Raw genomic sequence first — 26,039 nt, 5'->3', positions numbered from 1 at the left:
GCAGTTTAATTGTTTAAGGGATTGTACCCTAAATATGGTACTTCTCTCTCATTAAAAATTATACCGTGGTTTTGAAGTTCTAATAAAATGGGGGTATAAATTTCTTTAGTTACAGGTATTTGTACACCAGGCGATGTAATTTTTTTATTTAAAATGGCGATTGTGGCCATAGCTACTGGAAGTCCTACGGTTTTAGCCATGGCGGTATATGTTTGATTGGTACCAAGAACTACCATATTGGCATCAATTTGATGCTTTTTACCATCAAGTTCATAGCCAAATTTATGATACATCACAATCATATCTTTATCGTTTTCTGAGAGTGTCCAGCTATCCATTAAAATTTTCTGTAGTATTTGAGCAGGTGTAGCCTTTTTTAATAAAACAGGTTTGTCAGCACTAAATAAATTTAATTCAACAAGTTTATCCCAAACAATATCATCTTGATCAATTTTAAGTTGATGTCTTAGTTTAAGCTCAACAGAATCACTTGGGCTGTAAGGTAAAAAGGCATTCACAAAATCTCTATAACTCATATGTTCACTATCTTCAATAATATAGCTATCATCGGTCATACCCAGCGTTACAAAAATATGCCATGCTCTACAAAATCCCACACGTCTTATAGTGCCTCTGTAAAGTGTTGCTACATGGTTTAAACCATAAGCCTGTTGGTATTTTAAAGAATCTCGGTTAGCGTAAACTTCAAATTGACCATAGTTATCAATATTTAAAAATTCGGTACGCCTAAACAGTTGGTTGTAGGGAATGTATTTAAAGGTGCCTTCTTGAAGAAATTTTGCAGCGCCGCCTTGACCAGCTATAACTACATTTCTTGGGTTCCAGGTAAACTTGTAATTCCATAAATTCGTATCGCTTTCAGGGGCAACCAGTCCACCAGTAAATGACTCAAATAGAATTATTTTTCCACCTTTTGATCTAATTTTATCAAGCACCTGCATAGCACTCATATGATCGATACCAGGGTCTACACCTATTTCATTTAATAGGATTAAGTTTTTTCTCTTGGCTTCTTTATGTAGTTGTTGCATGTCTGAACTAACATAAGATGCTGTAACCATATGCTTGTTGAAAGTCACACAATCTTTAGCTACCTGTATATGTAAATGGGCAGGTAACATGGAAATAACGATATCTGCATTTTGAATAGCTTCAACTCGTGCCATTTCATTAAAGATGTCTAACTTAATAATGTTGCAATGGTTATGCGAGCCAATCATCGTCTTGATACGTTCAGTATTCAAATCACCTATGGTAATGAATAAGTTTTCAGTAGCAGATTTTTCTAATAGGTATTTTAAAAGATACGATGTAGATTTACCGGCACCAATAATTAAAATGTGTCGCATATTTAGTGTAAAGTGTTTTAAGTTTGGCGTTTAATGAGAACAAAAACTAACCATTTGTTAGTAAAAATAAATTTTTATTAAGAATAATTTAATTTTAATGAGTAGAAATATTTTAACTTTAGGAGCAGTACTTGGAGGGCTTAGTATTATAATTGGTGCATTTGGTGCGCATAGTTTAAAAGAGTTAATCTCTTTAGAAGCACTACAAACATTTGAAACTGGTGTGAAATATCAAATGTATCATGCGCTTTTATTGTTGTTTGTTGGAGGGTCTGAAAGGCTGTCACAAAAAACTAAAAATTATGTAGGTTGTTTCGTTTTATTTGGCGTGTTGTTTTTTTCTGGTTCCATTTATGGACTTGCCACAAATGCATTAACTAATTTCAATTTTAAACGTATTGGTTTTATAACCCCAATTGGAGGTTTACTGTTCATTAGCGCTTGGGTGGTTTTAATTATGAATTTCGTAAAAAACAAGTAATAACTATCTTTTATAATACGAATTATTTAAAATAATTATCATAATTTTGCTGTATAACTATTAATTTTCTATTAAATGAGTAGCTTTAATCAATTTACGAAAACGATTTCGTTGGAGAAATATGGTATAACAAACGCTCAGGTCAATTATCAATTATCACCTGAAGCGCTTCATCATATTACGCTTGATAAAAACCAAGGTGTTGAGGCGTCATCTGGGGCATTAGCTGTAAGAACAGGTGAATTTACAGGAAGGTCGCCAAAAGATCGGTTTATTGTTAAAGATGAGGTTACCGAACATCTTGTTTGGTGGGGGAATATTAATATTCCGTTTTCTTCCGAAAAATTTGATGCATTGTATAATAAGGTGATAAGCTATTTGTCTGGAAAAGAAGTCTTTGTAAGAGATAGTTGTGCGTGTGCCGATGAAAATTATAAATTGAATATTCGGGTTATAAATGAGTATCCTTGGAGCAATCAATTTGCTTATAATATGTTTTTGCGTCCAACTGAAGAAGAACTAGAACATTTTGATCCAGAATGGCTAGTAGTTAATGCGCCAGGTTTTATGGCCAATCCCGATATTGATGGTACAAGACAACATAACTTTGCTATATTAAATTTCTCTAAGAAAATTGCTTTAATTGGAGGCACAGGTTATACGGGTGAAATAAAGAAAGGCATATTTTCTGCCCTTAATTTTATATTGCCTGTTTACAAGAAAACACTTCCTATGCATTGTAGTGCTAATGTGGGTAAAGGGGGAGATACGGCTATTTTTTTCGGGTTGTCTGGTACGGGAAAAACAACCCTTTCTACAGATCCTAATAGAAGTTTAATTGGTGACGATGAACATGGTTGGACCCAAGAAAATACCATCTTTAATTTTGAGGGTGGCTGTTATGCTAAGGTTATTAACTTATGTAGAGACAATGAACCAGAGATTTACGATGCTATAAAGAAAGGTGCTATACTTGAGAATGTAGTGTTAGATGAAGCGGGTCATGTAGATTTTACTAATACCTCTATTACGCAAAACACAAGAGTAAGTTATCCTATTAATCATATTGAAAATATTAAAGTTCCTTCGATAGGGAAAAATCCAAAAAATATTTTCTTTTTAACGGCCGATGCTTTTGGGGTGATTCCACCAATATCAAAATTAACACCAAGCCAAGCGGCTTATCATTTTATATCTGGCTATACGGCAAAAGTAGCAGGAACTGAAGCTGGTGTAGTAGAGCCAGTGCCTTCGTTTTCTGCCTGTTTTGGGGCGCCATTTATGCCGTTACACCCTTCAAAATATGCCGAAATGTTGAGTAATAAAATGATTGAAGCAGGGGTGAATGTTTGGTTGGTAAACACAGGATGGACTGGCGGACCTTATGGTGTTGGAACCAGAATGAAACTAAAATATACCCGAGCCATGATTAATGCGGTTTTAAATGGTGATTTAGGTTTATACAATTATGATGATTACCATATTCATTCGGTTTTTGGTGTGGCGCAACCTAGAACATGCCCTGGGGTGCCAACCAGTGTATTGAGTCCGAGACAAACTTGGAATGATGATGAAGCATATTACACGATGGCGTTCAAACTAACTAATGCTTTTAGAGAAAATTTTAAGAAGTTTGAAGCACATTGTAATGAGGAGATAAGACGAGGCGGGCCACAGCGCTATGCGTTTTAGAACGATAAAAAAAGAGGATGATATGTTTTTAATATATCATCCTCTTTTTTTATTTGAAAACGTTTTGAATTATTTTTTTCCTTTATTAACTTTTTCAATATATTTTTCAAGAGCCATAGTCATTGAAGGTGTTTCTGGAGTTGGGGCAGCAATATCTACACGCAATCCTTTTTCTTCAACGGCTTGAATTGTCGTGTTTCCAAAAACAGCTATTCTAGTATCATTTTGTTTAAAGTCTGGGAAGTTTTGAAATAACGATTCAATTCCAGACGGACTAAAAAATACTAAAACATCATAATATACATTAGCTAAATCAGATAGGTCACTTACCACCGTTTTATAAAATGTGGCTTGTTTCCAGTTTACCCCTAAAGCATTTAATGTTTCAGGAACCAATGGTTTTACCTTGTCTGTATTTGGTAATAAGAACTTTTCGTCCTTATATTTCTTAATTAATGGTGTAAGCTCAGGAAACGTTCTTTTTCCAACATAAATTTTACGTTTTCTGTAAACCACATATTTTTGCAAGTAGTAAGCCACAGCTTCACTTTGGCAAAAGTATTTCATGGTATCAGGAACCTTAAAACGCATTTCTTCAGCAACTCTAAAAAAATGATCAACAGCATTTCTACTAGTTAAAATAATTGCTGTATAATTATTTAGATCCACTTTTTGTTGTCTGATTTCTTTGGCAGGTACACCTTCAACGTGAATAAAAGGTCTGAAGTCAATTTTTACGCGTTGTTTTTCCTGTAAATCAAAGTAAGGCGAGTTCTCTATTTTAGGTTCTGGCTGAGATACTAAAATTGTTTTTACTTTCATAGATGGGTACGTAGTTTGTCTTAGTTGCTAATAAATACCTTATATAAAATAATATAGGGTGCAATTTCAAGAGCGCAAAGATACAAAATAAAATAGAACAAGTTGTGTTTTAAAAGACTTTGATTGCTTTTAAATGAACTAATTAGTCCCATAATATTAATTATAAACAGTAAGGTAACGATACCATAAATAAAACTTAATGTAGGCTGAAAAGAATAAATAAGTAAAGCATTGATAGGCAGAAGTATGATGCCCAAATAATTTTTAAAGGTGATTTTTTGAAAGAGGTATTGATCTGTAAGTTTATCAATTTCAAAAAGGCTGCCTATTAGACGTTCTACAAGTACTTTTATTAAAATAAACACGCTTGCCCCAACAGCAAGCTTAAACATGTCATTTATTGGAATCTTGTTGGTTTCATTGGAAAATCTATAAATAATAAAGCAAAATATAGATAATGAAATGATAAGGTTTGAAAAAAGGAGTGCATCAAATTTGTCGAAAAATTTCTGTTCTCTTGAATAAATCTTTAAATATTTATCATTTCCTAAAACAAGAATAAAATCATAAAACCGCTTAGGAGCCATTATTTTAGCAATAGCAACAATCATCAAACAGATGATTAATAACACGGTAAACAACTCATTTGAAACTATTTGACGTAGCATGGGGTAAAATTATTATAAATTTTAATTTTGGCTTATATTATTAGCAAATATTTAAAAAAAATACAGGCTTATTGATGTACATTTGCTAAATAAAAATACGAGGTTTCAGTACCATATGAATATGTCCAATACGGTTGTTATTATACCTACATATAATGAGATTGAAAACATAGAAGCCATTATTAGAGCTGTTTTACTACAGTCTAACCAATTGCATGTTCTTGTTGTAGATGATAACTCTCCCGATCTCACGGCGTTAAAAGTAAAAGAACTGCAAAAAGAATTTTTAGACAGACTATTTCTTGAAGTCCGACGAGAAAAATCAGGCTTAGGTACAGCTTATATTCACGGGTTTAAGTGGAGCTTAAGTAGAGGCTATAAATATATTTTTGAAATGGATGCCGATTTTTCGCATAACCCCAATGATATTATGCGATTATATGAAGCTTGTGCGGTTGATGGAGCAGATCTATCTATTGGTTCCAGATATATAACGGGTGTTAATGTGGTTAATTGGCCAATGAGTAGGGTACTTATGTCCTATTTAGCATCAAAATATGTACGCTTAATTACAGGAATGAAAATAAATGATACTACAGCTGGTTTTGTATGCTACAAACGCGAAGTGCTGGAAGCTATAGATTTAGATAACATTAAGTTTATTGGTTACGCCTTTCAAATTGAAATGAAATTTAAAGCGTATTTAAAACAGTTTAATATTGTTGAAGTTCCTGTTATTTTTACAGATAGGACTAAAGGGGAGTCTAAACTGAGTTCTGGGATTATTTCAGAAGCTATTTTTGGGGTCATATCCATGAAATTAAAAAGTTTATTGCAGAAGTCATAAGTGTATTAACTATGAGAAATAAAATAACACTAATAAAAAATGCCAAAATTGTAAATGAAGGTACAATAATGAGTGGCGATATTTTAATTGAAGGCGAGTATATTAAACAAGTTGAAGCATCCATAAGTCCAAAATCAGCAGATGTTTTACTTATAGATGCCGAAGGAAAATACGTGTTGCCAGGGGTTATTGATGATCAGGTTCATTTTAGAGAGCCAGGTTTAACACATAAGGCTAATATTGAAACAGAATCTAGAGCGGCAATAGCAGGAGGCATCACATCTTTTGTTGAAATGCCCAATACAAATCCGCAAACCACTACTGTAGAGAAATTAGAAGAGAAGTTTGATATTGCGGCAAAAACATCGTATGCTAATTATTCGTTCATGTTTGGAGGCACTAATGATAACTTAGAGGAAATATTAAAGTTAGATAAAAATCAGGTTGCTGGGTTAAAACTATTTTTAGGTTCTTCAACAGGAAATATGTTGGTTGATGACCCTGAAGTTCTTGAAAAAATATTTAAGAGTACAGATATGGTTATCTCTGTACATTGTGAAGATGAGGGGACAATAAAAAGAAACTTTAAGAAATATCATGATGAATTTGGTGATGATATTCCTGTTGATTGTCATCCATTAATTAGAAGTGAGGAAGCTTGTTATTTGTCTTCTTCTAAAGCTATTGAACTTGCAAAAAAAACAGGAGCCAGATTGCATATTTTTCATTTGTCAACAGGTAAAGAGACACAATTATTTACGAATAAAATTCCTTTAAAGGATAAAAAAATCACAGCTGAGGTTTGTGTGCATCATTTATGGTTTTCAGATGAAGATTATAAAACAAAAGGGACGCATATTAAGTGGAATCCTGCCGTTAAAACAGCTGCAGACAGAGATGCTTTATGGAAAGCCTTATTAGATGGCAGAATTGATGTTATTGCAACAGACCATGCGCCGCATACTAAGGCTGAAAAAGATAATGTTTATACTAAAGCGCCTTCAGGAGGGCCTTTGGTGCAACATGCCTTACAAGCCATGTTAGAGATGTATCATAAAGGAAAAATATCACTTGAAAAGGTGGTAGAGAAAATGTGCCATAATCCAGCTATTTTGTTTCAAATTGAGAGACGCGGGTATATTAGAGAAGGATATTATGCCGATTTGGTTTTAGTTGATTTGAATAATCCAATTACAGTTCAAAAAGAAAATATCCTCTATAAATGTGGTTGGTCGCCTTTTGAAGGTTCTACATTCAAGTCTAGAATCACAGATACGTTTTTAAATGGTACATTGGTATATCAAAATGGTAAATTTAAAGAGGTAAAGGCTGCTAAAAGATTAACTTTTAACAGATGATAAGACGATTTAGTATTGGTTTTGTAGTAGGATGTGTTTTTCTGGGGTGTAATGAATATAAAGGTCCAGAAAAACCTGAGGATTTAATTCCTAAGGATAAAATGGTTAATATATTAATTGATGCCAAGTTGTTAACCACCGCAAATACCAAGAACAAAAGGATTATGCGAGAAAACAATCTTGATATTAATTCTTATGTTTTTAAAAAGCATGGTATTGATAGTTTGCAGTTTGCAAAAAGTAACAGCTATTATGCCTATCATATGGACCTCTATGAAGAGATTTTTAAAATTATTGTTGATAGTTTAGAACGCCTCAATATAAAACTTAAAGATCAAGAAGCTTTAGAGTGGAAGGAACAAACAAAAAGAGAAGAGGATTCTTTAAGAGCTATTAGAATTGAAAAAGACATTGACACCCTTTTGATAGGCTTTAAACAATTAGATTCTTTAACAATGTTAAGAAAAAGAGATTCTATTAGAAAAATTCTGATTGAAAAAGAATCAGAAAAACAAGATACCTTATTAATTACTCCTGTTTCAGATAGTGTTGCCCTACCTGAGAAATAGTGCTGTCAATAGGTTTAAAATTATAATCAAGGGCTTTTATAACTTTTTCGCTGCTAAAGTTTTTTTCTGATGATATAGCGTGTGTTAATTGTTTGGTTAAAACCCTGCTTTTGCCAGTAAGCTTTTGCTTGAGCCAATCCAGTCTCCATGCTATATTTAAAAGACGTTTTGAAGCTAATGCTTTTGGTGGTTTTGCATTTACTGAGTGAGCTAAAGCACATAGAAAATCTTTATATGTCCAGTTTTCAGCTACTAAAATAAAACGCTCTTTGTGGATGTCGCTTTCCATTAGTTTTATCATGATGGCAACCACATCTTCAACCGCAACCAAGGCTACGGTTCCAGAGGAGAAATATTTTAATCCGCGGTGAGCGCGTTTGAACAAACTTCCCGATCCGTATTGCCATATACCAGCCCCTAAAATAACACCAGGATTTACCATAACAGCATTTAAACCTTCTTGAGTGGCACGCCAAACCTCCATTTCTGCACCATATTTTGTAATCGCATAAACGGTATTCTCTGCCTCAGGATTCCAAAAAGTGGATTCTGTTATAGGTGCATTATTTAACATTCTTCCCAGCGTGGCAACAGAACTTGCATAGCATAGTTTTGTCACTTGGTGTGCCATAGCTAGGTTTACAATATTAGCGGTCCCTTCAATATTTATCTTTCTTAAGAGGTGGTATTTGTCAGGCTCAAAAGACACAAAGGCTGCACAATGATATACATGCGTGACATTTTTAAATGCGGCATCTAGGGCTGAGATATCAAGAATGTCGGCCATAACCCATTCAATGGTATTAAAAAGAGCCTCACTGTTTTTAGTATAGCCAGCAAAAACCTGTTTCGTTTTGGTTAGTTTTTTTTCATTTCTGTAAATAGCCCTTACTTTTTTATGAGTGCTAACCAGTCTATATAATAAATGAGCTCCTACTAAGCCTGTACCTCCTGTAACTAAAATCATGGAACTAAATTAAAGAATTATTCATTATTGCTGCCAAATTCTAAGCGTATTTTTATCTTTGCCTTGGTTTTAAAAATTGAGATAAAATGATAAAGAATTTTGTAGAGGAATTAACTTGGAGAGGTATGATACAAGACAGTATGCCAGGAACTGAAGAACACCTAATGGAAGCCATGCGATTGGCTTATGTTGGGATTGATCCAACGGCTGATTCCTTACATATTGGGCATTTGGTTGGTGTTATGGGATTGAAACATTTTCAGTTAGCAGGACATAAACCTGTGGCTTTAGTAGGAGGTGCTACTGGTATGATAGGTGATCCTTCAGGTAAATCGGCCGAGCGAAATTTACTCAATGAAGAAACTTTAAAACATAACCAAAATGCCATTAAAGAACAGTTGTCACGATTTTTAGATTTTGATAGTGATGCTGATAATGCGGCCCTAATGGTAAATAATTATGACTGGATGAAAACTTTCTCGTTTCTTGATTTTATTAGAGATGTGGGTAAGCATATTACGGTTAATTATATGATGGCCAAAGATTCTGTTAAAAAAAGACTGTCATCAGAGTCTTCTGTAGGGATGAGCTTTACTGAGTTTACCTATCAATTGGTTCAGGGTTATGACTTTTTGCATTTATATCGAGAAAAACAATGTACCTTACAAATGGGAGGAAGTGATCAATGGGGAAATATTACTACAGGTACAGAGTTGATAAGACGGGTTGATTCTGGTAAAGGCTATGCCTTAACCTGGCCGTTAATCACAAAAGCTGATGGTACTAAATTTGGTAAAACCGAAGGTGGTAATATTTGGCTTGACGCCGAAAGAACATCGCCCTATAAATTCTATCAATACTGGTTAAATACTAGTGATATTGATGCTGAAAAATATGTCAAAATATTCACATTCTTATCAAAAGAAGTGATTACATCGATTATAGAGCAACATCAAGAAGCGCCACATTTACGAGTGTTGCAGAAACGTTTGGCCGAAGAAATTACGGTAATGGTACATTCTCAAGAAGATTTAGATAATGCCATAAAAGCAAGTAATATTCTTTTTGGAAAATCAACAAGTGACGACTTGAAGGCACTCAATGAAAAGACTTTTTTAGATGTGTTTGAAGGTGTGCCACAAGCGCAAGTTGCAAGTGTCGAAATAGAATCAGGATTAGATATTGTAGGGGCTTTAGCAGAAAAAGGGGGCTTTTTAAAATCAAATGGAGAGGCTAGACGCGCTTTAAAAGAAAACTCTATATCCGTCAATAAAGAAAAAGTAAAAGAAGATTACCAGATTACCCCCAATGATTTAATCAATGGAAAATTTGTGTTATTGCAACGCGGTAAGAAGAATTATTTTGTTCTTCAAATTGTATAAAAATAGAGCCAGACTTTAAGAAGAATCGTCTAGCTCTATTTAGCTAACCAACTAATAATTAATTTTTCTTTTACTTAACACCTCTTTAGTCGGGAGGGTTTATAGGTGCTTACAATTATTTTAAATTTTTTTAAAAAACCATAAGATTACAGCCTCTAATGTCTGAGTTGTCAAAGCGGCCAATCACTTCAAATAGTCCATTTTTATAGGATTTTCCTAAGTCTTGAGTGGCAATAAATGAACATGAATTAATATTGGCAAGATCAATAATATTTAAGCCGCCTGTTGTGTTTGTGTCTTGTATAGAGAGCGCGTCTTCAGGATCTCGAGTTAAAACGTTCATCCACGGGGGGCATTCAAAAAGACCTTCACCTTTTGAATAAGCCTGACTCAAAAGCTCTGTCATACCATATTCACTATGTATGTGATTTACGCCAAATTCTGTTTTTAAAATATGATGTAGCTCTGTTCTAATGAGCTCTTTTCTTCGGCCTTTCATACCGCCTGTTTCCATGATAATGGTATGGTTCAAATTAAAGCTATGAGCCTCAACCAAATCTAATAAAGCAAAAGAAACGCCTATGAGTAATGTTTTTTTGCCTTTAGCATCTAGTTTTACCAAGGTGTCTTTCAATGTAGACAGATTGTTGAGGTAAAACCCGCTTTCATCGTGTTTTGATGTTTTTATCATGGTGTCTACCATGTAAATTAATGAAGAACCTTGGCGTTCCAAATAGGAAGGTAAAAGGCCTAAAATGACATAATCTTCAATGTTTCCGTAAAAGTGTTTAAATCCTTTGGTAAAACTCTTTATGTACAGATTTAAATCGGTTACATGATGCTTACTGGTGTTATCTCCTGTGGTTCCAGAACTTGTAAAGGTAGTTTGTATTTGGTTTTTTGAACTGACTATGGTTTTTGTTTTAAAAAACTCAATAGGGAGAAAAGGAATGTCTTTAATGGAATTAACATCACTAGGATGTATATAAAGTAAATCACAGAATGCACGATACACTTTGTTGTTTTGAAATTGAAACTTAAAGATTTGTAATGCTAAATCTTCAAATTCTTGTTCATTGCTAATATTAAATATTGAGGCTGTGTCAATCATAGATTTATGAAAGCTACAAAAATATGTAAAATAAAAAAGTGTTGCTATGGCAACGCTTTTTTATTAGTTTTAAAATTAAGGTTATTTTGTAACCAGTTTTTTTGTTATAGTTGCCCCGTTTTGATGAATTTGAGCTAAGTAAACACCTGCTTTTAGAGATGATACGTTTAAAGTATTTTGGGCGATTTCTGTATTTATTATTTGGTTTCCCAGCATGTCAAAAATTAAGACATCAATTTTGGTATTATTGTTACTTGATATGTTAAAGTATCCCAAAGAAGTTGGGTTAGGAAAAATAGAAAATTTATGTTTTTGAGTATTTTTTATTGTTAAGGTGTTATTATCAATCACTGAAAGGTCGTCCCAATATACAACTGCCGATCCATAAGTTCTAACTTCGAATCGTAAACCATTAACTCCAAATGATGGAGCAGTAACGGTGGTCATGTATTGTTGCCATGAAGCATTACTGGGTAAATAACTATTATTCGGTCCGTGTAAAGCATCATCGGTAGTAGCATCCATTACTGTGCTTAAGCCATTTAGCCAATAACTCCAAATTCTTGCGTCAGTACCATCTCCAGACTCAACGTAATACCAAAAAGATATTGTATACGATTCTCCTGGTATTATTAGTAAGTTTTGGGTTAAATCCGATGTTCCTGCGGCTTCAACTTTAGCAGAAAAGGTACCGCTATGTACTATACCTGATTCTTGACTTATATGTTCATATTTATCCCAATTAAGCGGGCTATGATCTCCCCAAATCTCTAAACCACCATTAATCAAAATTTCTTCTTGAGAAAAATTTAAAAAAGTCGATAACACAAAAAATAAAAAGCAAGTTTTTTTCATGTAGTTTTAAATTTAATTCACTCTATCTAAAGATAAAGAATTTTTTTGAATAAAGCAAAAAAACACACATGTAAATAGTTGGTTTTCAAGGCATAGTGCTTTGTGCTCTTTTTGTTTTAGGTGGAAGTATGGATGAAATAAATGTACTGAAAGTACCTTTAATGTAAGCTTTTATAAAAAGTAAAAAAAATCTAATGCATTAATGAATAACTAACTTACGGGTTTCACTAACATTGTTTTCCGTGATTTTTAAAAGATATACCCCAGTTTTTAAATTAGAGATGTTCAATTCTTTAGAGATGATGTTTGTGATTAAAATGCGTTTCCCAATCACATTAAAAATTTCTATTGTCTTTGGAGCGTTTAGTTTTGATGAGATATTGATATAATTATGATATCTATTGGCTGGATTTGGATAAATAGAAAGTCCTTCAATTCTTTGATCAAAACTTTCACTAGGCTTGTTTTCTTGAGCGTATGTGCAAGGTATTGAAAATAAAATTGTTATAATAAATAAAAAGAAAACGTAGTTTTTTTTCATTCGCTTTATTTAGTGTTATAAAGTTAAAGAATTAATGCAAAAGTGATGCCAAAAAATGTGTTAAAGGTTCGTTCCTTTGGTCGAAAGATTAAATTGGTGTAAGAGCTTTGTTATCTTAATGTTATTAATTTTGTAATTTTAATGAAATTATGTTAATAGTTTTATATTTGACTTAGACAAACAACCTTATAAAATGAAGAAAAAAGATATCAAGATTTTATTAGTTGATGATGAACCTGATATTTTAGAAATTGTTGGGTATAACCTATCTAATGAAGGGTATCAAGTTTTTACTGCCGAGAACGGACACGAGGGGGTAAAGAAAGCAAAAAAGGAACAACCGCATTTAATTATATTAGATGTTATGATGCCTGAAATGGATGGTATTGAGGCCTGTGAACTCATTAGAAAAAACCCAGATCTCAATAATACCATAGTTACTTTTTTAACGGCAAGAGGAGAAGATTATTCTCAGGTAGCCGGTTTTGATGCAGGAGCAGATGATTATATTACTAAACCTGTTAAACCTAAGGTCTTAGTAAGTAAGGTTCAAGCATTATTAAGACGCTTTAAAGAAGAAGATGTGTCTGATACTGTAAAAGTGGGTAACCTTGTTATTAATAGAGATGAATATAAAATAACATCAAAAGGCAAAGAAATTATTCTGCCCAGAAAAGAGTTTGAATTATTGTCTTTGTTGGCGTCTAAGCCAGGAAAAGTGTTTAAACGTGACGAGATACTTGATACAGTTTGGGGCAATGAAGTGGTTGTTGGAGGTAGAACTATTGATGTTCATATAAGAAAACTAAGAGAGAAACTGGGGGATGATAGCTTTAAAACAATCAAAGGCGTTGGGTATAAGTTTGTAGATTAATGCAGACCAAATTTAAGAAGTCATACAAATTTGCGATTAGAACCGCAGCTTATATAACCTTATATATAACACTCATAATGGGTGTTTTTTTATATGCGGTGTATGAATTAGAATGGTTGTATATAATACTTTTTGGGTTATGTGTGTTTCTTTTTTCTTTTCTTACCATTCAAATTAGTGTTGAACGGTTTATTTACAAACGTGTTAAGAAGATTTATGATGATTTAACCTTACTTGAATCAGCAAGCTTAAGTGATGGTCCTATTACCACCAATATGAAAACCTTAACCGAAGAAATAGATAAGTTTGCTAGAGATAAAAAGATTGAAATAGAAACCCTTAAGGTTCGAGAACAATACCGAAAAGAATTTCTTGGAAATGTATCTCATGAACTAAAAACACCACTTTTTACAGTTCAAGGGTATATTTTAACTCTGCTTGACGGTGCTATGAATGACAAAGATATTAGAGAGAAATATCTTTTAAGAGCTAGTAAAGGTATTGAACGTTTGGGGTATATAGTTAATGATCTGGATATGATTACCAAACTCGAAGTAGGTGATTTGAGTTTAGATATTCAAGAATTTGATATCGTTGAATTGATAAAGAGTGTGTTTGAAATGTTTGAGATAAAAGCCCAAAAAAAACGCATTACGTTAACTTTTGACAGGGTATATTCAAAGCCTATCATGGTTCGGGCAGACAAGGAACGTATACAGCAGGTTTTATCAAATTTAATTGTTAACTCTTTGAAGTACGGTAGCCAAAAAGGTACCACTGAGGTAAGTATAGAAAACCTCATAAAGAATAAAGTTATTATTAGAGTTACCGATAACGGAGAGGGTATCGCTGCGGTACATGTGCCAAGGCTATTTGAAAGGTTTTATAGGGTTGATAAAAGCGGTTCTAGAAAAGAAGGCGGATCTGGCCTTGGGCTTTCTATCGTAAAGCACATTATTGAGGCACATCACGAAAAGATTTATGTGGAAAGTGAGTATGGTGTGGGTAGTGAATTTTCTTTTACCTTAGAAAAGGTTGAATAATTCCTTAAAATTAGTTGTTTCTTTAGGCATAGTTAAACCTTTGTAAAGCGGTACATCAATTAATTTTTTTACAGTAAACTCATCTTGGGAGCAGCTAGGTACAATGTTTAGCTCTGTAAATCGTTTTGCTAAATATTCTTGTTCAAACTGCCCAGGAGTTGGGATAAAAAATGCCTGTTTCTCTAATTTAGCCAAATCCATAACAGTGGTATACCCCGATCTGCACAAAACGCCTGCACTTGTATTCATGGTTTTTTCAAGTTCTTCAGAAGTCATAAAGTTGTAAAGGGTTATTTTATCTCTTACTTCAACATGCTGCTCTTTTTCCATCAAACCTCTTACAACAATGATAGATCCGTGGTATGATTTTAGTTCCATTAATAATTTCTCTTCTAATAAGGTGCGCTGTGGTTCAGGTCCAGATAGAAGTACCAATAAGTTAGTTGTTATTTTTGTCTTACTCTTGTTAAACCTACTTAACGGACCAATGTATTTAACGGGAATATCGATTTGTTTAGATCTACTTAATTTCCCACTTAAGTTGTTGACGTTATCAAAATCAGGTACCCAGCAGGCGTCAAATTTTTTAATGAAGCTTAAGTGCATTTTGGTGCTTAACCATGAGGTGCTACCGCTTAAAACATTAAGCTGATGTGTAATAAATATAGAAGGAACGTTTTTATGTCGAACACCGAGTCTATTGTCTGAAATAATACCCGAAATTTCATTAAGCTCTAAAATTCTTTTAATAGCCTTTTTTTCTTCTTTTATAGCATTGATAATTTTGGGAGAATCTTTTAGTAATTTCAGTTTAAATAATTTTCCGTTTTTTGCATAGGTGATGTTATAGGAGGGTAATTCAATAGAAGACAGATTAGGAAATTCTTTACGCAGTAATTGTAATGCACTGCCATCACTAGCAATGATAGGAACAAAACCTTCACTAATTAGCGCTTTGACAATAGGAATACATCTTGTGGCATGCCCAAGTCCCCAATTTAAAGGAGCCACTAAAATTCGCTTTTTCATATTAACTGTTTTAACCTATCTGTTCTATCCTTAGATGGCTTTGTGCAAGTTATGCTATCAATTGCTCCATCACCAGAAGTAAGTTTTAATCAAAATCAAAGATAAGCATAGAGTAACTCTCGTATATTTCCGTAATTTTACCAAAAATATGATAATAATAAGAAATAGTTAATAGACCTTGGGAAGCAAGAATAAACTTAGGCGATTTAAAGAAAACGAAACGTTTAAAAACGTGATTCAACCAACACGAGACATGTTGGTACATTCAAACTTTAAATTGAAAGGAAAGTGGCGCGAAACTTTTTTTAAAAATGAAAACCCTTTGGTTTTAGAATTAGGTTGTGGAAAGGGAGAGTATACGGTGGCACTAGCAAAAAAGTACCCAAATAAAAACTTTATTGGCATTGATATAAAAGGCGCTCGATTTTGGCGCGGTGCAAAAACGGCTGTTGAGAAGCAAATAGAAAACGTAGCCTTTTTAAGAACCCAGATTGAACTTATTGATTATGCGTTTGGAGACCAGGAAGTTGATGAGATTTGGATAACTTTTCCTGATCCTCAAATAAAATATAAACGTACTAAGCACCGTATGACGAATGCTCAATTTTTAGAGCGGTATAAAAAAATTTTAAAACCAGAAGGCTTTATTAACCTTAAAACGGATAGTGAATTTATGCACGGTTACACACTTGGGTTGTTGCACGGTGCTGGGCATGAGGTGGTTTATGCAAATCATGATGTTTACAAACAGGAAGGTAGCCCAGAAGAAGTAACAAGTATTCAAACGTTTTATGAATCTCAATATTTAGAGCAAAATAAAGCTATAACATACATTAAGTTTAAAATTAAGCCGTAGTGGATATCACCTTTATCTTTTTACTCGGCTTATTTTTTGCTTTTATAGGGGTGATTCCACCTGGGTTGCTTAATATGACGGCTGCTAAAATTAGTTTAAAAGAAGGTCATGTACGGGGTATTATGTTTTCCATTGGGGCATGTGTTATTGTAGCTGCCCAAACCTATATAGCAGCTATTTTTGCAAGATATCTTAGTAAGCACCCCGAGGTCATTGATGTGCTTCGGCGTGTGGCTGTTGTCATTTTTATTTTAATAACGGTTTATTTTCTTTTTATTGCTAAATCTAAAGCCCAGCCTCAGGTAGAGCCTAAAACAAAGAGTAAGCACAGTCGGTTTTTTCAAGGGGTTTTTATGTCAGCACTTAATGTGTTTCCTATACCTTATCAAGCTTATATGACCATTACCTTGGCTTCCTTTGGATGGATGACCTTTGAAGGGATAAGTATATTTTCTTATGTGTCTGGAGCGGTTACAGGTACATTTGTAATGTTATACATGTATATTTTCTTTTTTGATAAAATAAAGAGCAAATCACTAACCTCTCAGAAAAATATGAATCTCATCATTGGCAGTATAACAGGTGTGATATCTATTGTCACAATAATAAGTATTATAAAAGAATTTTAATACGTTTTCATGAAAGCTGAAACGCTAAATTTCTTTGAAAGAGTCTATGAAGTAGCTAAACAAATTCCGTACGGAAGAGTCACGAGTTATGGCGCAATTGCTAAGTATCTGGGAGCCGCCAGGAGTGCTAGAATGGTAGGGTATGCTATGAATGGCTCAGTAGGAAAAGAGGTCCCAGCTCATCGAGTGGTTAATCGTAAGGGGCTGCTAACGGGGAAACATCATTTTGATGGTACAAATTTAATGCAGCAGTTATTAGAGAGTGAAGGTATTGAGATTCTTAATCATCAAATACAAAATTTTGAAGCCGTTTTTTGGGATCCTAGCATAGAATTGTAGTTGGTTTTTATCCTTTTAAAATGACACAGGGTAAATAAGTTACGGCTAATTAAAACATTAGAAAAACTTATTGGAAGTAGTTTTTCCCTTAAAGGGATATTAATTATCTTTGTTGTTTAGAATTAATCTGAATAAATGAAGCTGAATAAAAAAGACATTTTAAAAGCACTTGAAAGCATTACTGTGCCTGGAGAAGGACAGAATATGGTTGAAAGTGGTGCTGTAAAAAACATCGTTACTTTTGGTGATGAGGTAATTGTAGATATTACTATAAAAAATCCAAGTTTACAGGCAAAAAAACGTACGGAGGTTGATATTTTAAAAACCATTCATGAGCAGGTTTACGAAAAGGCCAAAATAAAAGTAAACGTTACGGTTGATGCACCTCAAAACCCAAAGCCCAATGTTATAAAAGGAAAACCAATTCCAGGTATTAAAAATATTATAGCGGTAGCTTCAGGAAAAGGAGGTGTTGGTAAGTCTACTGTCACAGCCAATTTAGCGGTTAGTTTATCTAAAATGGGCTTTAAAGTGGGGGTTTTAGATGCCGATATTTACGGGCCATCCATTCCAATTATGTTTGATGTGGTTGCCGAAAAACCGTTGGCTGTTACTGTTGAAGGCAAATCTAAAATGAAACCCATAGAAAACTATGGTGTTAAAGTGTTATCTATTGGTTTCTTTACAAAGCCTAATCAGGCGGTAGTTTGGCGTGGACCCATGGCTGCCAAGGCATTAAATCAAATGATTTTTGATGCCCATTGGGGTGCATTAGATTTCTTATTACTTGATTTACCTCCAGGAACAGGTGATATTCATTTGAGTATTATGCAATCCTTACCCATTACAGGTGCGGTTGTGGTAAGTACACCACAAAATGTAGCCTTGGCTGATGCCAAAAAAGGTGTGGCTATGTTCCAACAGGATAGTATCAGCGTGCCAGTATTAGGAATTATTGAAAACATGGCGTATTTCACGCCAGAGGAGTTGCCAGATAATAAATACTATATTTTTGGACAAGAAGGCGCAAAAAATCTGGCTTTAGATTTAAACGTACCATTCTTAGGAGAAATTCCATTAGTACAAAGTATTAGAGAGGCTGGTGATTTTGGGCGTCCGGCGGCATTACAAACAGGTACACCTTTAGAATCTGCTTTTGAAGTTTTAACACAAAATGTTGTTGAAGAAACCGTAAAGCGAAATGATGATTTGCCCCCAACAGAGGCTATAAAAATAACAACTATGGCAGGATGTGCTGCGGTTAAAAAATAAGCTATGAGTTCAGAAGAAATTAAAAATAATGTCATGAAGGCTTTAGATGAAATTCGTCCGTTTTTACAAAGTGATGGGGGCGATATTTCGCTTTTGGCTATTGAAGATAATGATACTTTGGTCAAAGTACAACTAAAAGGAGCTTGTGTAGGTTGCAGTGTGAATCAAATGACGCTAAAATCAGGGGTAGAAATGACCATTAAAAAGTATGCACCTCAAATTGAGCAAGTCGTTAATATTGAGGCGTAAACCCGTTATTAAGTGTAAAAGTTTTAATCAAAAGGACATTCCATTGAGAAAGGGAATCTAAAAAATATATTATTTTGATGATTTCACATTTTTGGTCAGTATCTCTAAATTTCACAAATCAATTTTATTAAATAATAGACAGTTAGGTTAAATTTGTGGCACGAATGATGACACACTTTACTAAGGTCTAAAAAATAGTAATGGAAGACGTAAATATTAAAATCACAGACAGAGACGGAGTAACCCATGAGATTGTAGCTCCTACAGATATGGCTATGAATCTTATGGAAGTAGTAAGATCATATGAACTGGCGCCAGAAGGCACCATAGGTGTATGTGGAGGTATGGCCATGTGTGCGTCATGTCAGTGTTATGTTATTAGCGATACGAAACTCCCAGAAATGAGTGATGACGAAGAAGCTATGCTATCAGAAGCTTTTGATGTAAAAGATAACAGCCGATTAGGGTGTCAAATTCAAATCACGCCAGAAATGGAAGGGCTTGAGGTAGAACTTGCCCCTGAAAGTTAGAAGACTATTTTCTACCTGATTATCCTTTCATTGTGTATTATTTAATGCATGATTTATCTATAATTGAGTCCGTTTTCAATACGTTTTCAGTATAAAAATAACAAAATAGCGGAATGAAATCTGGTTTCAATCCGCTATCTCTAATTGTTTTTTTAGGTTTTCCTAATGATTAACATGCGTGAAAATTTTGCTCACTATTTTCCAGTGGCCATCAATTTTTGTGAGTGATAAATAATCATAGTAATTAAAACCCAACATAGGTACATGTAGTTTAACCATGGCTATGTTACCTAAAATTTCTATTCCTAAAATTTTCATTTGAAAAGATTCATTTAATTCATTGGGACTTTGCCTGTTTTCTACACCTTTGAGGTATTCCTTACTGTTTTTTGAATATTCTGTACCATTAATATCTCCAAAAATTAAGGTGTCTTTTTGAAAGCAAGACGCAAGTTGGGAAATATTTCCGTGATATATACCTTCAAAGTAATTTGAAATTAACTTTTCGATGTCTTTTATATGGGTGTTAAACATAATTTTATTTTTTAAATAGCATGGCCAATGGTGTGCCCACCTGCCACATTAATAGTTTCTCCTGTTACAAAATTTGATGTGGCTAAATAATATGCGGCTTCAGCAACCTCTTTCGGTTCTCCAATTCGGTTTAACAGATGTAAACCAGAAAGACTATCGGCATCTTCAATTCCTATTTTAGCTTGTAACGGACTTCTAATTATACCAGGAGCAATGGTGTTGACTCTGATATTGTTTTTTCCAAATTCTGCGGCTAATTGTCTTGTTAATGTATGAATTGCACCTTTACTTGTTAACGGTGCTGTAGCAGGAAATCCAGCAATGGCGTGATCAACCAGAACAGTACCAATGTTAATAATAGATCCATTGTTTTGTTTCAACATTTCAGGAATTACTACTTGAGAGGTGAAAAATGTTCCTTTTAGGTTTACGTTCCAATATTGGTTCAAATCATCTTCTTCCACATCTAAAAATGGCTTTGGAGAAAACACACCCGCATTGTTTATTAAAACATCAATGGTCTCAAATTCTTTTAAGGCAAGATCTCTTAGTGCCAGACCTGTTTCTTTTTTACTAATATCTCCAGCTAAATAAATGACGTTTGAAGGTTTGCCTAAATCATCATACGCTTTTTTTAAGTTTTCTTCGTTTGATGAATTCATTACAACCTGATATTCATGTGAAGCAAAATATCGGGTCATTTCTTTTCCAATTCCTGTCGATGCCCCAGTGATAATTACGGTTTTGTATGTCATTTTACTTGATTTTTGGTTCCTGAATACTGTTGTCCATTTACGCCCCAATTTGACGCTGGAACTTCATCAATTACTACATGCGTTGTTTGTGGGTTTTTGTTGAGAATGTTAACCATTAGTTGTGTTGCTCCAGCAATTAATTGGCGTTTTTGTTCTGGTGTTACCTGTTCATCTGTAACTTTAATGTTAATGTATGGCATAATTTTTAAGTTAAAATATTGTCATACAAAGTTGAAGAGAAGTGAGTAGTTTGAAAAGGAGTTATGTCACAGTTTTAATGTGAGGTATGTCACATAACTAGCTCAAGAGTGAAGTTTTATGCTTTTAATCTGCTTAAGGTTTCTCTAGAAACACCTAAATAAGCGGCAATCATTTTTTTAGGAACACGCTGAAAGAGTTTTGGGTACTGCTCCAGAAGCAGATTATAGTTTTCTTTAGTTGAATTTTTCAATAAACATAAAATTCTATTTTGAAGTGCAATTCTGCCCATTTTGCTTTTTTTAGCCCAAAACCGTTCCATTTTATGCATTTGAGAGGTAAGTTTGTCTCTATTTTCAAACGATATGTATAGGAGTTCACAATCTTCTATACAATCTATAGAAATCTTTGACTTTGTTTGTTTTACAAAAGATTCATAATCTGTAATCCACCAATGTTCCATGGCAAATTGCAGGATGTGTTCTTTTCCCAAATAATCAACAAAGTAGCTTTTAATACATCCATTAATAATCCAATATTCTTTATTTACAATGTCTCCTTCCTGAACAAGGTATTGGTGTTTGCGTTTTTTTATAGCCGTAAAATGACTCAAAATAAAGTCGAATTCTTCATCAGTCAGACTAATAATTTCTTCAATATGTCTTCTTAATGGATGTGTCATTTTATGTTATTCAATGATTGATATAAAAATAGAAAAGTGATTTTAAACAGGAATTATCTATTTATAAAAAACTTGAAATGTAAGCTGTTAAACTTTGAGCGTCTAATCCAATACGTTTATGAAGTTCAGAAACCTTACCGTGTTCTATAAAATGGTCAGGAATACCAAGTGTTTTAATAGAGGAAGTATAGTTGTTTGATGCCGCAAATTCCAGTATGGCACTTCCAAATCCACCTTTAATGCTATTATCTTCAATGGTAATGATGGTTTTATGTGTTTTAAATACCGTATGCAAAAGGGGTTCATCTAATGGTTTTACAAAGCGCATATCAATATGTGAAACATCAAGATTACTTATGGCTCCAGTAACATGTTGCGCCATATTCCCTATACTTAATACAGCAAGGTTAGTTCCTTTTTTTAAGAAAGCAGCTGTACCTATTTCAATGCTTTCAAAGGGACGTTTCCAATCTATCGTCACACCACGCCCTCTAGGATATCGTATGGCAATAGGTTGGTTCAAACCAAGCTGAGCCGTAAACATAATGTTGCGTAATTCTATTTCATTTCGAGGAGCAAAAATGATTAGGTTTGGAATACTTCGCAGGTAACTTAAATCGAAAGTGCCATGGTGTGTAGCTCCATCTTCACCTACTAAACCCGCTCTGTCTAAACAAAAAATAACGGGAAGCTTTTGAAGTGCCACATCGTGAATCACTTGATCATAAGCGCGTTGCATGAAGGTAGAATAAATGTTGCAAAAGGGTATTAAACCTTGTGCTGCCATGCCAGCAGCAAGCGTCACTGCGTGCTGTTCTGCAATGCCAACATCAAAGGCACGTTGTGGTATTTCAGTCATCATAAATTTTAAGGAACTACCTGTAGGCATGGCGGGCGTGATACCAACAATACGTGCGTTTTTTTTGGCAAGCTCAACAATGGTTTTACCAAACACATCTTGATATTTTGGCGCTTGTTCCAGCGTTGAAGTTTCAAATAAATCCCCTGTTTTAGCATTAAATTTCCCTGGAGCATGATATTTTACCTGATCTTTTTCAGCTTGTTTTAAACCTTTGCCTTTGGTAGTAATGACATGTAAAAATTTAGGGCCTTTAATGTCTTTTAGTCGCTCCAATTCACTGATGACAGCACGTAAATCATGACCATCAATAGGACCAAAATAGTTGAAATTTAAGGCTTCAAAAATATTATCTTGCTTTTGGGTGCCTTTTTTTACGTTTGTTAGGTACATTTTTAAGGCGCCAACACTAGGGTCAATTCCAATAGCATTATCGTTTAATATAACTAAAAGATTAGCATCGGTTACGCCAGCATGATTTAAACCTTCAAACGCCATACCACCAGCAATGCTGGCATCTCCAATAACAGCTATGTGGTGCTGGTTAAAGTCGCCTTTCAGTTTTGAGGCGATGGCCATGCCTAAAGCCGCTGAAATTGAAGTAGAAGCATGGCCAACTCCAAAGGCATCATACACGCTTTCCTCTCGGTTTGGAAACCCACAAATACCATCTAATTGTCGGTTAGTATGAAAAATAGCTTTTCTCCCCGTTAGAATTTTATGACCGTAAGCTTGATGGCCTACATCCCAAATGAGTTGGTCTTTGGGGGTGTTAAACACGTAGTGTAATGCAATAGTGAGTTCAACAACCCCAAGGCTTGCTCCTAAATGCCCTTCTTTAGTGGCCACAATATTAATGATGAACGCTCTTAGTTCTTGAGCGAGTTTTGGAAGTTCATCAGGTTTTAAATGACGAAGATCTTCGGGTGAACTAATTTGGTCTAGGAGACTTTTTTCCATGTGACAAAAATACGAGAATGAAATTGTATTTTTGTTACTATGATAGAACCTTTTGATGATACTTATTTTATGAAAAAAGCGCTTCAGGAAGCTGAAGTGGCTTTTGAAAAGGGCGAAATTCCCGTTGGCGCTGTTATTGTGGTTGATAATAAGGTGATTGCCAGAGGGCATAACTTAACAGAAATGTTGTGTGATGTTACGGCACATGCCGAAATGCAAGCCATTACAGCCGCTGCTAATTTTTTAGGAGGTAAATATTTAAAAAATTGCACTTTATATGTCACGCTAGAACCCTGCCAGATGTGTGCTGGTGCTTTATATTGGAGTCAAATTTCCAGAATTGTTTATGGTGCAAGAGATGCAGAACGCGGTTGTATTAATCTGAATACAAAGTTGCATCCTAAAACGGCGATTGAAGGAGGTGTTTTAGCAGATGAAGCAGCTAGTTTAATGAAACGATTTTTTATTTTAAAACGGAATTTAAATTAGCCATAATCTTTTGTGGCATTTAATAGTTATTCTTGCGCTGGTTTTCACGCATTTTATCTAAGTTTTCCTTAGTAATCATATAATCTTTTACGTTTTTTCCTTTCCAGCGATAATAGGAAAATAATGGAAAAACTACCAAAAATAAGCCTGCTACACCATAACCAATAAGTTTTTCGGTATAGACTACGTTAAGGGTGAATCCTAGAATGATACTGGTAATCGCTGCTAAGGCGAGTATGGCTATAACGTATTTCATGACATTGATAAAAAACTATTGAGTGAAATTAATAAGTTGTTGTCTGTATGCGGTTAGTAATTTAGATTTTGAAATATAACCGTAATATTTTCCTTCCTTAATAACGGGCAAATTCCAAGCGCCACTCGTTTTAAAGCGTTCCATAATATCATTCATAGAGTCTTCATCATAATTAATGGTACCATGATCGGCATGCATTAGTGATGACGCTTTAACTTTGTCATATAAATTAGCGTCAAACATCATATGGCGCATATCATCAAGCCTAATAACGCCCAAAAATTCATGGTTGTCATTCACTACAGGGAAATGATTTCTGGACGACTTTGCTACGGCATTTTTCAAAATATATCCCAGTGTCATATCGGGTTTTAAAATCACAAAATTGTTCTCAATAACCTTATCAATGTCAAGCACCATAAGGACATTCTGGTCTTTGTCATGTGTCATGAGCTCGCCACGCTCCGCTAGTTTAAGGGTGTAAATGGAATGAGACACGTAGTATTTTGTCATAGAGAATGATATAGCAGAAACAATCATTAAGGGCACAAATAGTTCATAACCACCTGTAATTTCTGCAATGAGGAAAATGGCGGTTAAAGGAGCGTGGAGTACACCAGCCATAAGACCAGTCATACCAATAAGCGTGAAATTTGATTCTGAAACATGAAAATCTAGTCCCAAGTTATTTATCACTTTGGCAAAGCCATTACCAATGGCACTACCCATAACTAGCGTAGGAATGAAAACTCCTCCAACGCCGCCAGCCCCAAAAGTAGTAGTCATAGCTATGGCTTTAAAGGCAGCAATACCAAATAGCAATCCTATAACAATCCAAATATTATTCAAATCAAAATTAAAAGGTGTTTTACCAATAGCCGCCAAATGATCGCCCTTTAGTAAGTTGTTCATTATACCATAACCTTCACCATAAAGCGGCGGTATACAATAAAGCATAGATCCTATGGCTACACCACCAATTAATAAGCGGAATGCTCTACTGTCATACTGTTTGAAGTAATTAGAAATAGAAAAAAAGACTTTTGAAAAATAGACAGAAGCTAAAGCCGTTACAATACCCAGTACAGCATAAAACCCAATGTCTTTAACCATAAATTTGTCTGTTAGTTCAAACCGTAAAAGAACATCTGTGCCAAGAAATAAATAGGATGTTACCACAGCAGAAACTGAAGCGAGTAATAACGGAACCAATGAGGCAAACGCTATATCTAAACTAAAAATTTCAACAGCAAATACAATAGCGGCAATAGGTGCTTTAAACATAGAGGCCATGGCACCAGCAGCAGCACAACCAATAAGTAGCATTCGGGTTTTGGCATTCATATGAAAAAGACGCGCTGCATTTGATCCTAAAGCGGCACCCACACTTACGGCGGGACCTTGAAGACCTACAGATCCTCCAAATCCAGCGGTTAAGGGTGCTGTGATTAAGCCTGCATAAATATTATATCTAGGGATGATTCCATTTAGTTTTGAAATAGCATATAAGGTTGACGATATACCATGACCAATATGTTTTTTAAGCCAAGTTTGTTTGATAATATAAACCAATAACAAACCAATTATGGGTAATACAAAATACAAGGTACTTTGGTAGTCGTGAAAAATATATAAGCCAAAAAAGTAACGAATATAATGTGTTAAGTTTTTAAGCGTAACGGTACCCATTCCAGCCAAAAAACCAACTAATATGCTTAGTATATAAACAAATTGACGTTCTGAAATATGTTTGTATTTCCAGATTAAAAACTTTCTTAAAAGACTTTTACCTGTAGTGGGCATAGTATAAAATTACTAAAAA

30 protein-coding genes are annotated in these 26,039 nt (G+C 34.4%); 15 read left to right on the top strand and 15 right to left on the bottom strand.

The window, feature by feature from the left end; genetic code table 11:
* Positions 1-5: 5 nt before the first annotated feature.
* Entirely contained in the window at positions 6-1,370 is a 1,365-nt protein-coding gene (locus KFZ70_RS03570) for a saccharopine dehydrogenase family protein (RefSeq protein ID WP_139697056.1), read from the bottom strand.
* A 97-nt stretch (positions 1,371-1,467) separates the two neighbouring features.
* On the opposite strand from KFZ70_RS03570, the gene KFZ70_RS03565 reads away from it, so the two are divergent.
* Both KFZ70_RS03565 and pckA read left to right on the top strand, forming a co-directional pair.
* Positions 1,468-1,851 (top strand): DUF423 domain-containing protein, encoded by a 384-nt coding sequence (locus tag KFZ70_RS03565; RefSeq protein ID WP_139697059.1) that lies wholly within the window; start codon positions 1,468-1,470, stop codon positions 1,849-1,851.
* Positions 1,852-1,926: 75 nt separating this feature from the next.
* Positions 1,927-3,543, top strand: a complete 1,617-nt coding sequence (gene pckA, locus KFZ70_RS03560; RefSeq protein ID WP_139697060.1) for a phosphoenolpyruvate carboxykinase (ATP) — start codon at positions 1,927-1,929, stop codon at positions 3,541-3,543.
* 69 nt (positions 3,544-3,612) lie between these two features.
* Here pckA and KFZ70_RS03555 read toward each other — a convergent pair whose 3' ends face one another.
* On the bottom strand, positions 3,613-4,365 hold the full coding sequence (locus KFZ70_RS03555) for a uroporphyrinogen-III synthase (protein WP_139697062.1): 753 nt from the start codon (positions 4,363-4,365) through the stop codon (positions 3,613-3,615).
* A gap of 20 nt (positions 4,366-4,385) precedes the next feature.
* Positions 4,386-5,033 (bottom strand): DUF4271 domain-containing protein, encoded by a 648-nt coding sequence (locus KFZ70_RS03550; protein ID WP_139697065.1) that lies wholly within the window; start codon positions 5,031-5,033, stop codon positions 4,386-4,388.
* Positions 5,034-5,154: 121 nt separating this feature from the next.
* Here KFZ70_RS03550 and KFZ70_RS03545 point away from each other — a divergent pair, with 121 nt between their 5' ends.
* The 3 genes from KFZ70_RS03545 to KFZ70_RS03535 are packed head-to-tail and all read left to right on the top strand — an operon-like array spanning position 5,155 to position 7,807.
* Complete coding sequence (locus KFZ70_RS03545) at positions 5,155-5,880, top strand: polyprenol monophosphomannose synthase (RefSeq protein WP_139697067.1); 726 nt, start codon at positions 5,155-5,157, stop codon at positions 5,878-5,880.
* Between the two features lie 11 nt (positions 5,881-5,891).
* Positions 5,892-7,238: a dihydroorotase gene (locus tag KFZ70_RS03540; RefSeq protein WP_139697069.1), complete on the top strand. Its 1,347-nt coding sequence runs from the start codon at positions 5,892-5,894 to the stop codon at positions 7,236-7,238.
* Positions 7,235-7,807, top strand: coding sequence for a DUF4296 domain-containing protein (locus KFZ70_RS03535; protein ID WP_139697070.1), 573 nt, complete (start codon positions 7,235-7,237; stop codon positions 7,805-7,807). Before KFZ70_RS03540 ends, KFZ70_RS03535 begins: the two co-directional genes overlap by 4 nt.
* Here KFZ70_RS03535 and KFZ70_RS03530 read toward each other — a convergent pair.
* Complete coding sequence (locus KFZ70_RS03530; RefSeq protein ID WP_139697072.1) at positions 7,767-8,774, bottom strand: NAD-dependent epimerase/dehydratase family protein; 1,008 nt, start codon at positions 8,772-8,774, stop codon at positions 7,767-7,769. The two genes, KFZ70_RS03535 and KFZ70_RS03530, sit on opposite strands and share 41 nt — an antisense overlap.
* Before the next feature lie 86 nt (positions 8,775-8,860).
* Between KFZ70_RS03530 and tyrS the strand changes: the two genes are divergently transcribed.
* Positions 8,861-10,156 carry a tyrosine--tRNA ligase gene (gene tyrS / locus KFZ70_RS03525; RefSeq protein WP_139697074.1) on the top strand — a complete coding sequence of 432 codons (1,296 nt, stop codon included), beginning with the start codon at positions 8,861-8,863 and terminating at the stop codon, positions 10,154-10,156.
* 130 nt (positions 10,157-10,286) lie between these two features.
* Here the strand turns inward: tyrS and KFZ70_RS03520 are convergent, their stop codons facing one another.
* From KFZ70_RS03520 to KFZ70_RS03510, 3 genes are all read right to left on the bottom strand, one after another.
* Positions 10,287-11,267, bottom strand: a complete 981-nt coding sequence (locus KFZ70_RS03520; protein WP_139697076.1) for an acyl transferase — start codon at positions 11,265-11,267, stop codon at positions 10,287-10,289.
* An 81-nt stretch (positions 11,268-11,348) separates the two neighbouring features.
* Positions 11,349-12,122, bottom strand: a complete 774-nt coding sequence (locus KFZ70_RS03515; RefSeq protein WP_139697078.1) for a T9SS type A sorting domain-containing protein — start codon at positions 12,120-12,122, stop codon at positions 11,349-11,351.
* A gap of 199 nt (positions 12,123-12,321) precedes the next feature.
* On the bottom strand, positions 12,322-12,663 hold the full coding sequence (locus KFZ70_RS03510) for a T9SS type A sorting domain-containing protein (RefSeq protein WP_139697080.1): 342 nt from the start codon (positions 12,661-12,663) through the stop codon (positions 12,322-12,324).
* A 193-nt stretch (positions 12,664-12,856) separates the two neighbouring features.
* Here KFZ70_RS03510 and KFZ70_RS03505 point away from each other — a divergent pair, with 193 nt between their 5' ends.
* Together KFZ70_RS03505 and KFZ70_RS03500 are read left to right on the top strand one after the other, a co-directional pair.
* Positions 12,857-13,537, top strand: coding sequence for a response regulator transcription factor (locus KFZ70_RS03505; RefSeq protein WP_139697082.1), 681 nt, complete (start codon positions 12,857-12,859; stop codon positions 13,535-13,537).
* Positions 13,537-14,580: a cell wall metabolism sensor histidine kinase WalK gene (locus tag KFZ70_RS03500; RefSeq protein WP_139697084.1), complete on the top strand. Its 1,044-nt coding sequence runs from the start codon at positions 13,537-13,539 to the stop codon at positions 14,578-14,580. The genes KFZ70_RS03505 and KFZ70_RS03500 overlap by 1 nt, the downstream gene beginning before the upstream one ends.
* On the opposite strand, the gene KFZ70_RS03495 is transcribed toward KFZ70_RS03500, so the two are convergent.
* Positions 14,563-15,609 carry a glycosyltransferase gene (locus KFZ70_RS03495; protein WP_139697086.1) on the bottom strand — a complete coding sequence of 349 codons (1,047 nt, stop codon included), beginning with the start codon at positions 15,607-15,609 and terminating at the stop codon, positions 14,563-14,565. The genes KFZ70_RS03500 and KFZ70_RS03495 overlap by 18 nt on opposite strands.
* A 178-nt stretch (positions 15,610-15,787) precedes the next feature.
* Here KFZ70_RS03495 and trmB point away from each other — a divergent pair, with 178 nt between their 5' ends.
* From trmB to KFZ70_RS03465, 6 genes are all read left to right on the top strand, one after another.
* Positions 15,788-16,465 carry a tRNA (guanosine(46)-N7)-methyltransferase TrmB gene (gene trmB / locus KFZ70_RS03490; protein ID WP_139697088.1) on the top strand — a complete coding sequence of 226 codons (678 nt, stop codon included), beginning with the start codon at positions 15,788-15,790 and terminating at the stop codon, positions 16,463-16,465.
* Positions 16,465-17,094, top strand: coding sequence for a LysE family translocator (locus tag KFZ70_RS03485; RefSeq protein WP_139697090.1), 630 nt, complete (start codon positions 16,465-16,467; stop codon positions 17,092-17,094). Before trmB ends, KFZ70_RS03485 begins: the two co-directional genes overlap by 1 nt.
* A 9-nt stretch (positions 17,095-17,103) precedes the next feature.
* Positions 17,104-17,433 (top strand): MGMT family protein, encoded by a 330-nt coding sequence (locus KFZ70_RS03480; RefSeq protein WP_139697091.1) that lies wholly within the window; start codon positions 17,104-17,106, stop codon positions 17,431-17,433.
* Positions 17,434-17,568: 135 nt separating this feature from the next.
* Entirely contained in the window at positions 17,569-18,705 is a 1,137-nt protein-coding gene (locus KFZ70_RS03475) for an Mrp/NBP35 family ATP-binding protein (RefSeq protein WP_139697093.1), read from the top strand.
* A 3-nt stretch (positions 18,706-18,708) separates the two neighbouring features.
* The gene (locus tag KFZ70_RS03470; RefSeq protein ID WP_139697095.1) at positions 18,709-18,954 is read left to right on the top strand and encodes a NifU family protein; all 246 of its coding nucleotides are present in this window, start codon (positions 18,709-18,711) and stop codon (positions 18,952-18,954) included.
* 200 nt (positions 18,955-19,154) lie between these two features.
* Positions 19,155-19,484, top strand: coding sequence for a 2Fe-2S iron-sulfur cluster-binding protein (locus KFZ70_RS03465; RefSeq protein WP_139697096.1), 330 nt, complete (start codon positions 19,155-19,157; stop codon positions 19,482-19,484).
* Between the two features lie 162 nt (positions 19,485-19,646).
* Here the strand turns inward: KFZ70_RS03465 and KFZ70_RS03460 are convergent, their stop codons facing one another.
* The 5 genes from KFZ70_RS03460 to dxs all read right to left on the bottom strand — a co-directional run bounded on the left by KFZ70_RS03460 (position 19,647) and on the right by dxs (position 23,472).
* Positions 19,647-20,018, bottom strand: coding sequence for a nuclear transport factor 2 family protein (locus tag KFZ70_RS03460; protein ID WP_139697099.1), 372 nt, complete (start codon positions 20,016-20,018; stop codon positions 19,647-19,649).
* A gap of 11 nt (positions 20,019-20,029) precedes the next feature.
* A complete protein-coding gene (locus KFZ70_RS03455) occupies positions 20,030-20,773 on the bottom strand; it encodes an SDR family NAD(P)-dependent oxidoreductase (protein WP_139697101.1) in 744 nt (247 codons plus the stop codon).
* A complete protein-coding gene (locus tag KFZ70_RS03450; protein WP_139697103.1) occupies positions 20,770-20,973 on the bottom strand; it encodes a 4-oxalocrotonate tautomerase family protein in 204 nt (67 codons plus the stop codon). Before KFZ70_RS03450 ends, KFZ70_RS03455 begins: the two co-directional genes overlap by 4 nt.
* A 116-nt stretch (positions 20,974-21,089) precedes the next feature.
* A complete protein-coding gene (locus KFZ70_RS03445; RefSeq protein WP_139697106.1) occupies positions 21,090-21,653 on the bottom strand; it encodes a Crp/Fnr family transcriptional regulator in 564 nt (187 codons plus the stop codon).
* A 61-nt stretch (positions 21,654-21,714) separates the two neighbouring features.
* Positions 21,715-23,472 (bottom strand): 1-deoxy-D-xylulose-5-phosphate synthase, encoded by a 1,758-nt coding sequence (gene dxs / locus KFZ70_RS03440; RefSeq protein ID WP_139697108.1) that lies wholly within the window; start codon positions 23,470-23,472, stop codon positions 21,715-21,717.
* Positions 23,473-23,511: 39 nt separating this feature from the next.
* On the opposite strand from dxs, the gene KFZ70_RS03435 reads away from it, so the two are divergent.
* Complete coding sequence (locus tag KFZ70_RS03435) at positions 23,512-23,961, top strand: nucleoside deaminase (RefSeq protein ID WP_139697110.1); 450 nt, start codon at positions 23,512-23,514, stop codon at positions 23,959-23,961.
* Between the two features lie 19 nt (positions 23,962-23,980).
* Here the strand turns inward: KFZ70_RS03435 and KFZ70_RS03430 are convergent, their stop codons facing one another.
* Together KFZ70_RS03430 and KFZ70_RS03425 are read right to left on the bottom strand one after the other, a co-directional pair.
* Complete coding sequence (locus tag KFZ70_RS03430) at positions 23,981-24,217, bottom strand: hypothetical protein (RefSeq protein ID WP_139697112.1); 237 nt, start codon at positions 24,215-24,217, stop codon at positions 23,981-23,983.
* Between the two features lie 15 nt (positions 24,218-24,232).
* On the bottom strand, positions 24,233-26,020 hold the full coding sequence (locus tag KFZ70_RS03425) for a chloride channel protein (RefSeq protein WP_139697114.1): 1,788 nt from the start codon (positions 26,018-26,020) through the stop codon (positions 24,233-24,235).
* Between the last annotated feature and the right edge of the window lie 19 nt (positions 26,021-26,039).

Origin of the sequence: Allotamlana fucoidanivorans (assembly GCF_045788535.1) — a bacterium.
GTDB classification, from domain to species: domain Bacteria; phylum Bacteroidota; class Bacteroidia; order Flavobacteriales; family Flavobacteriaceae; genus Allotamlana; species Allotamlana fucoidanivorans.
Note: the sequence above shows the minus strand (reverse complement) of the source record. Positions and strands in the feature narration are given on the sequence as shown.

Bases quoted from the DNA above. Each gene is read 5' to 3' on its own strand.
- KFZ70_RS03570 (WP_139697056.1), bottom strand. From the start codon at position 1,370: ATGCGACACATTTTAATTATTGGTGCCGGTAAATCTACATCGTATCTT.
- KFZ70_RS03565 (WP_139697059.1), top strand. From the start codon at position 1,468: ATGAGTAGAAATATTTTAACTTTAGGAGCAGTACTTGGAGGGCTTAGT.
- pckA (WP_139697060.1), top strand. From the start codon at position 1,927: ATGAGTAGCTTTAATCAATTTACGAAAACGATTTCGTTGGAGAAATAT.
- KFZ70_RS03555 (WP_139697062.1), bottom strand. From the start codon at position 4,365: ATGAAAGTAAAAACAATTTTAGTATCTCAGCCAGAACCTAAAATAGAG.
- KFZ70_RS03550 (WP_139697065.1), bottom strand. From the start codon at position 5,033: ATGCTACGTCAAATAGTTTCAAATGAGTTGTTTACCGTGTTATTAATC.
- KFZ70_RS03545 (WP_139697067.1), top strand. From the start codon at position 5,155: ATGTCCAATACGGTTGTTATTATACCTACATATAATGAGATTGAAAAC.
- KFZ70_RS03540 (WP_139697069.1), top strand. From the start codon at position 5,892: ATGAGAAATAAAATAACACTAATAAAAAATGCCAAAATTGTAAATGAA.
- KFZ70_RS03535 (WP_139697070.1), top strand. From the start codon at position 7,235: ATGATAAGACGATTTAGTATTGGTTTTGTAGTAGGATGTGTTTTTCTG.
- KFZ70_RS03530 (WP_139697072.1), bottom strand. From the start codon at position 8,774: ATGATTTTAGTTACAGGAGGTACAGGCTTAGTAGGAGCTCATTTATTA.
- tyrS (WP_139697074.1), top strand. From the start codon at position 8,861: ATGATAAAGAATTTTGTAGAGGAATTAACTTGGAGAGGTATGATACAA.
- KFZ70_RS03520 (WP_139697076.1), bottom strand. From the start codon at position 11,267: ATGATTGACACAGCCTCAATATTTAATATTAGCAATGAACAAGAATTT.
- KFZ70_RS03515 (WP_139697078.1), bottom strand. From the start codon at position 12,122: ATGAAAAAAACTTGCTTTTTATTTTTTGTGTTATCGACTTTTTTAAAT.
- KFZ70_RS03510 (WP_139697080.1), bottom strand. From the start codon at position 12,663: ATGAAAAAAAACTACGTTTTCTTTTTATTTATTATAACAATTTTATTT.
- KFZ70_RS03505 (WP_139697082.1), top strand. From the start codon at position 12,857: ATGAAGAAAAAAGATATCAAGATTTTATTAGTTGATGATGAACCTGAT.
- KFZ70_RS03500 (WP_139697084.1), top strand. From the start codon at position 13,537: ATGCAGACCAAATTTAAGAAGTCATACAAATTTGCGATTAGAACCGCA.
- KFZ70_RS03495 (WP_139697086.1), bottom strand. From the start codon at position 15,609: ATGAAAAAGCGAATTTTAGTGGCTCCTTTAAATTGGGGACTTGGGCAT.
- KFZ70_RS03480 (WP_139697091.1), top strand. From the start codon at position 17,104: ATGAAAGCTGAAACGCTAAATTTCTTTGAAAGAGTCTATGAAGTAGCT.
- KFZ70_RS03475 (WP_139697093.1), top strand. From the start codon at position 17,569: ATGAAGCTGAATAAAAAAGACATTTTAAAAGCACTTGAAAGCATTACT.
- KFZ70_RS03470 (WP_139697095.1), top strand. From the start codon at position 18,709: ATGAGTTCAGAAGAAATTAAAAATAATGTCATGAAGGCTTTAGATGAA.
- KFZ70_RS03465 (WP_139697096.1), top strand. From the start codon at position 19,155: ATGGAAGACGTAAATATTAAAATCACAGACAGAGACGGAGTAACCCAT.
- KFZ70_RS03460 (WP_139697099.1), bottom strand. From the start codon at position 20,018: ATGTTTAACACCCATATAAAAGACATCGAAAAGTTAATTTCAAATTAC.
- KFZ70_RS03455 (WP_139697101.1), bottom strand. From the start codon at position 20,773: ATGACATACAAAACCGTAATTATCACTGGGGCATCGACAGGAATTGGA.
- KFZ70_RS03450 (WP_139697103.1), bottom strand. From the start codon at position 20,973: ATGCCATACATTAACATTAAAGTTACAGATGAACAGGTAACACCAGAA.
- KFZ70_RS03445 (WP_139697106.1), bottom strand. From the start codon at position 21,653: ATGACACATCCATTAAGAAGACATATTGAAGAAATTATTAGTCTGACT.
- dxs (WP_139697108.1), bottom strand. From the start codon at position 23,472: ATGGAAAAAAGTCTCCTAGACCAAATTAGTTCACCCGAAGATCTTCGT.
- KFZ70_RS03435 (WP_139697110.1), top strand. From the start codon at position 23,512: ATGATAGAACCTTTTGATGATACTTATTTTATGAAAAAAGCGCTTCAG.
- KFZ70_RS03430 (WP_139697112.1), bottom strand. From the start codon at position 24,217: ATGAAATACGTTATAGCCATACTCGCCTTAGCAGCGATTACCAGTATC.
- KFZ70_RS03425 (WP_139697114.1), bottom strand. From the start codon at position 26,020: ATGCCCACTACAGGTAAAAGTCTTTTAAGAAAGTTTTTAATCTGGAAA.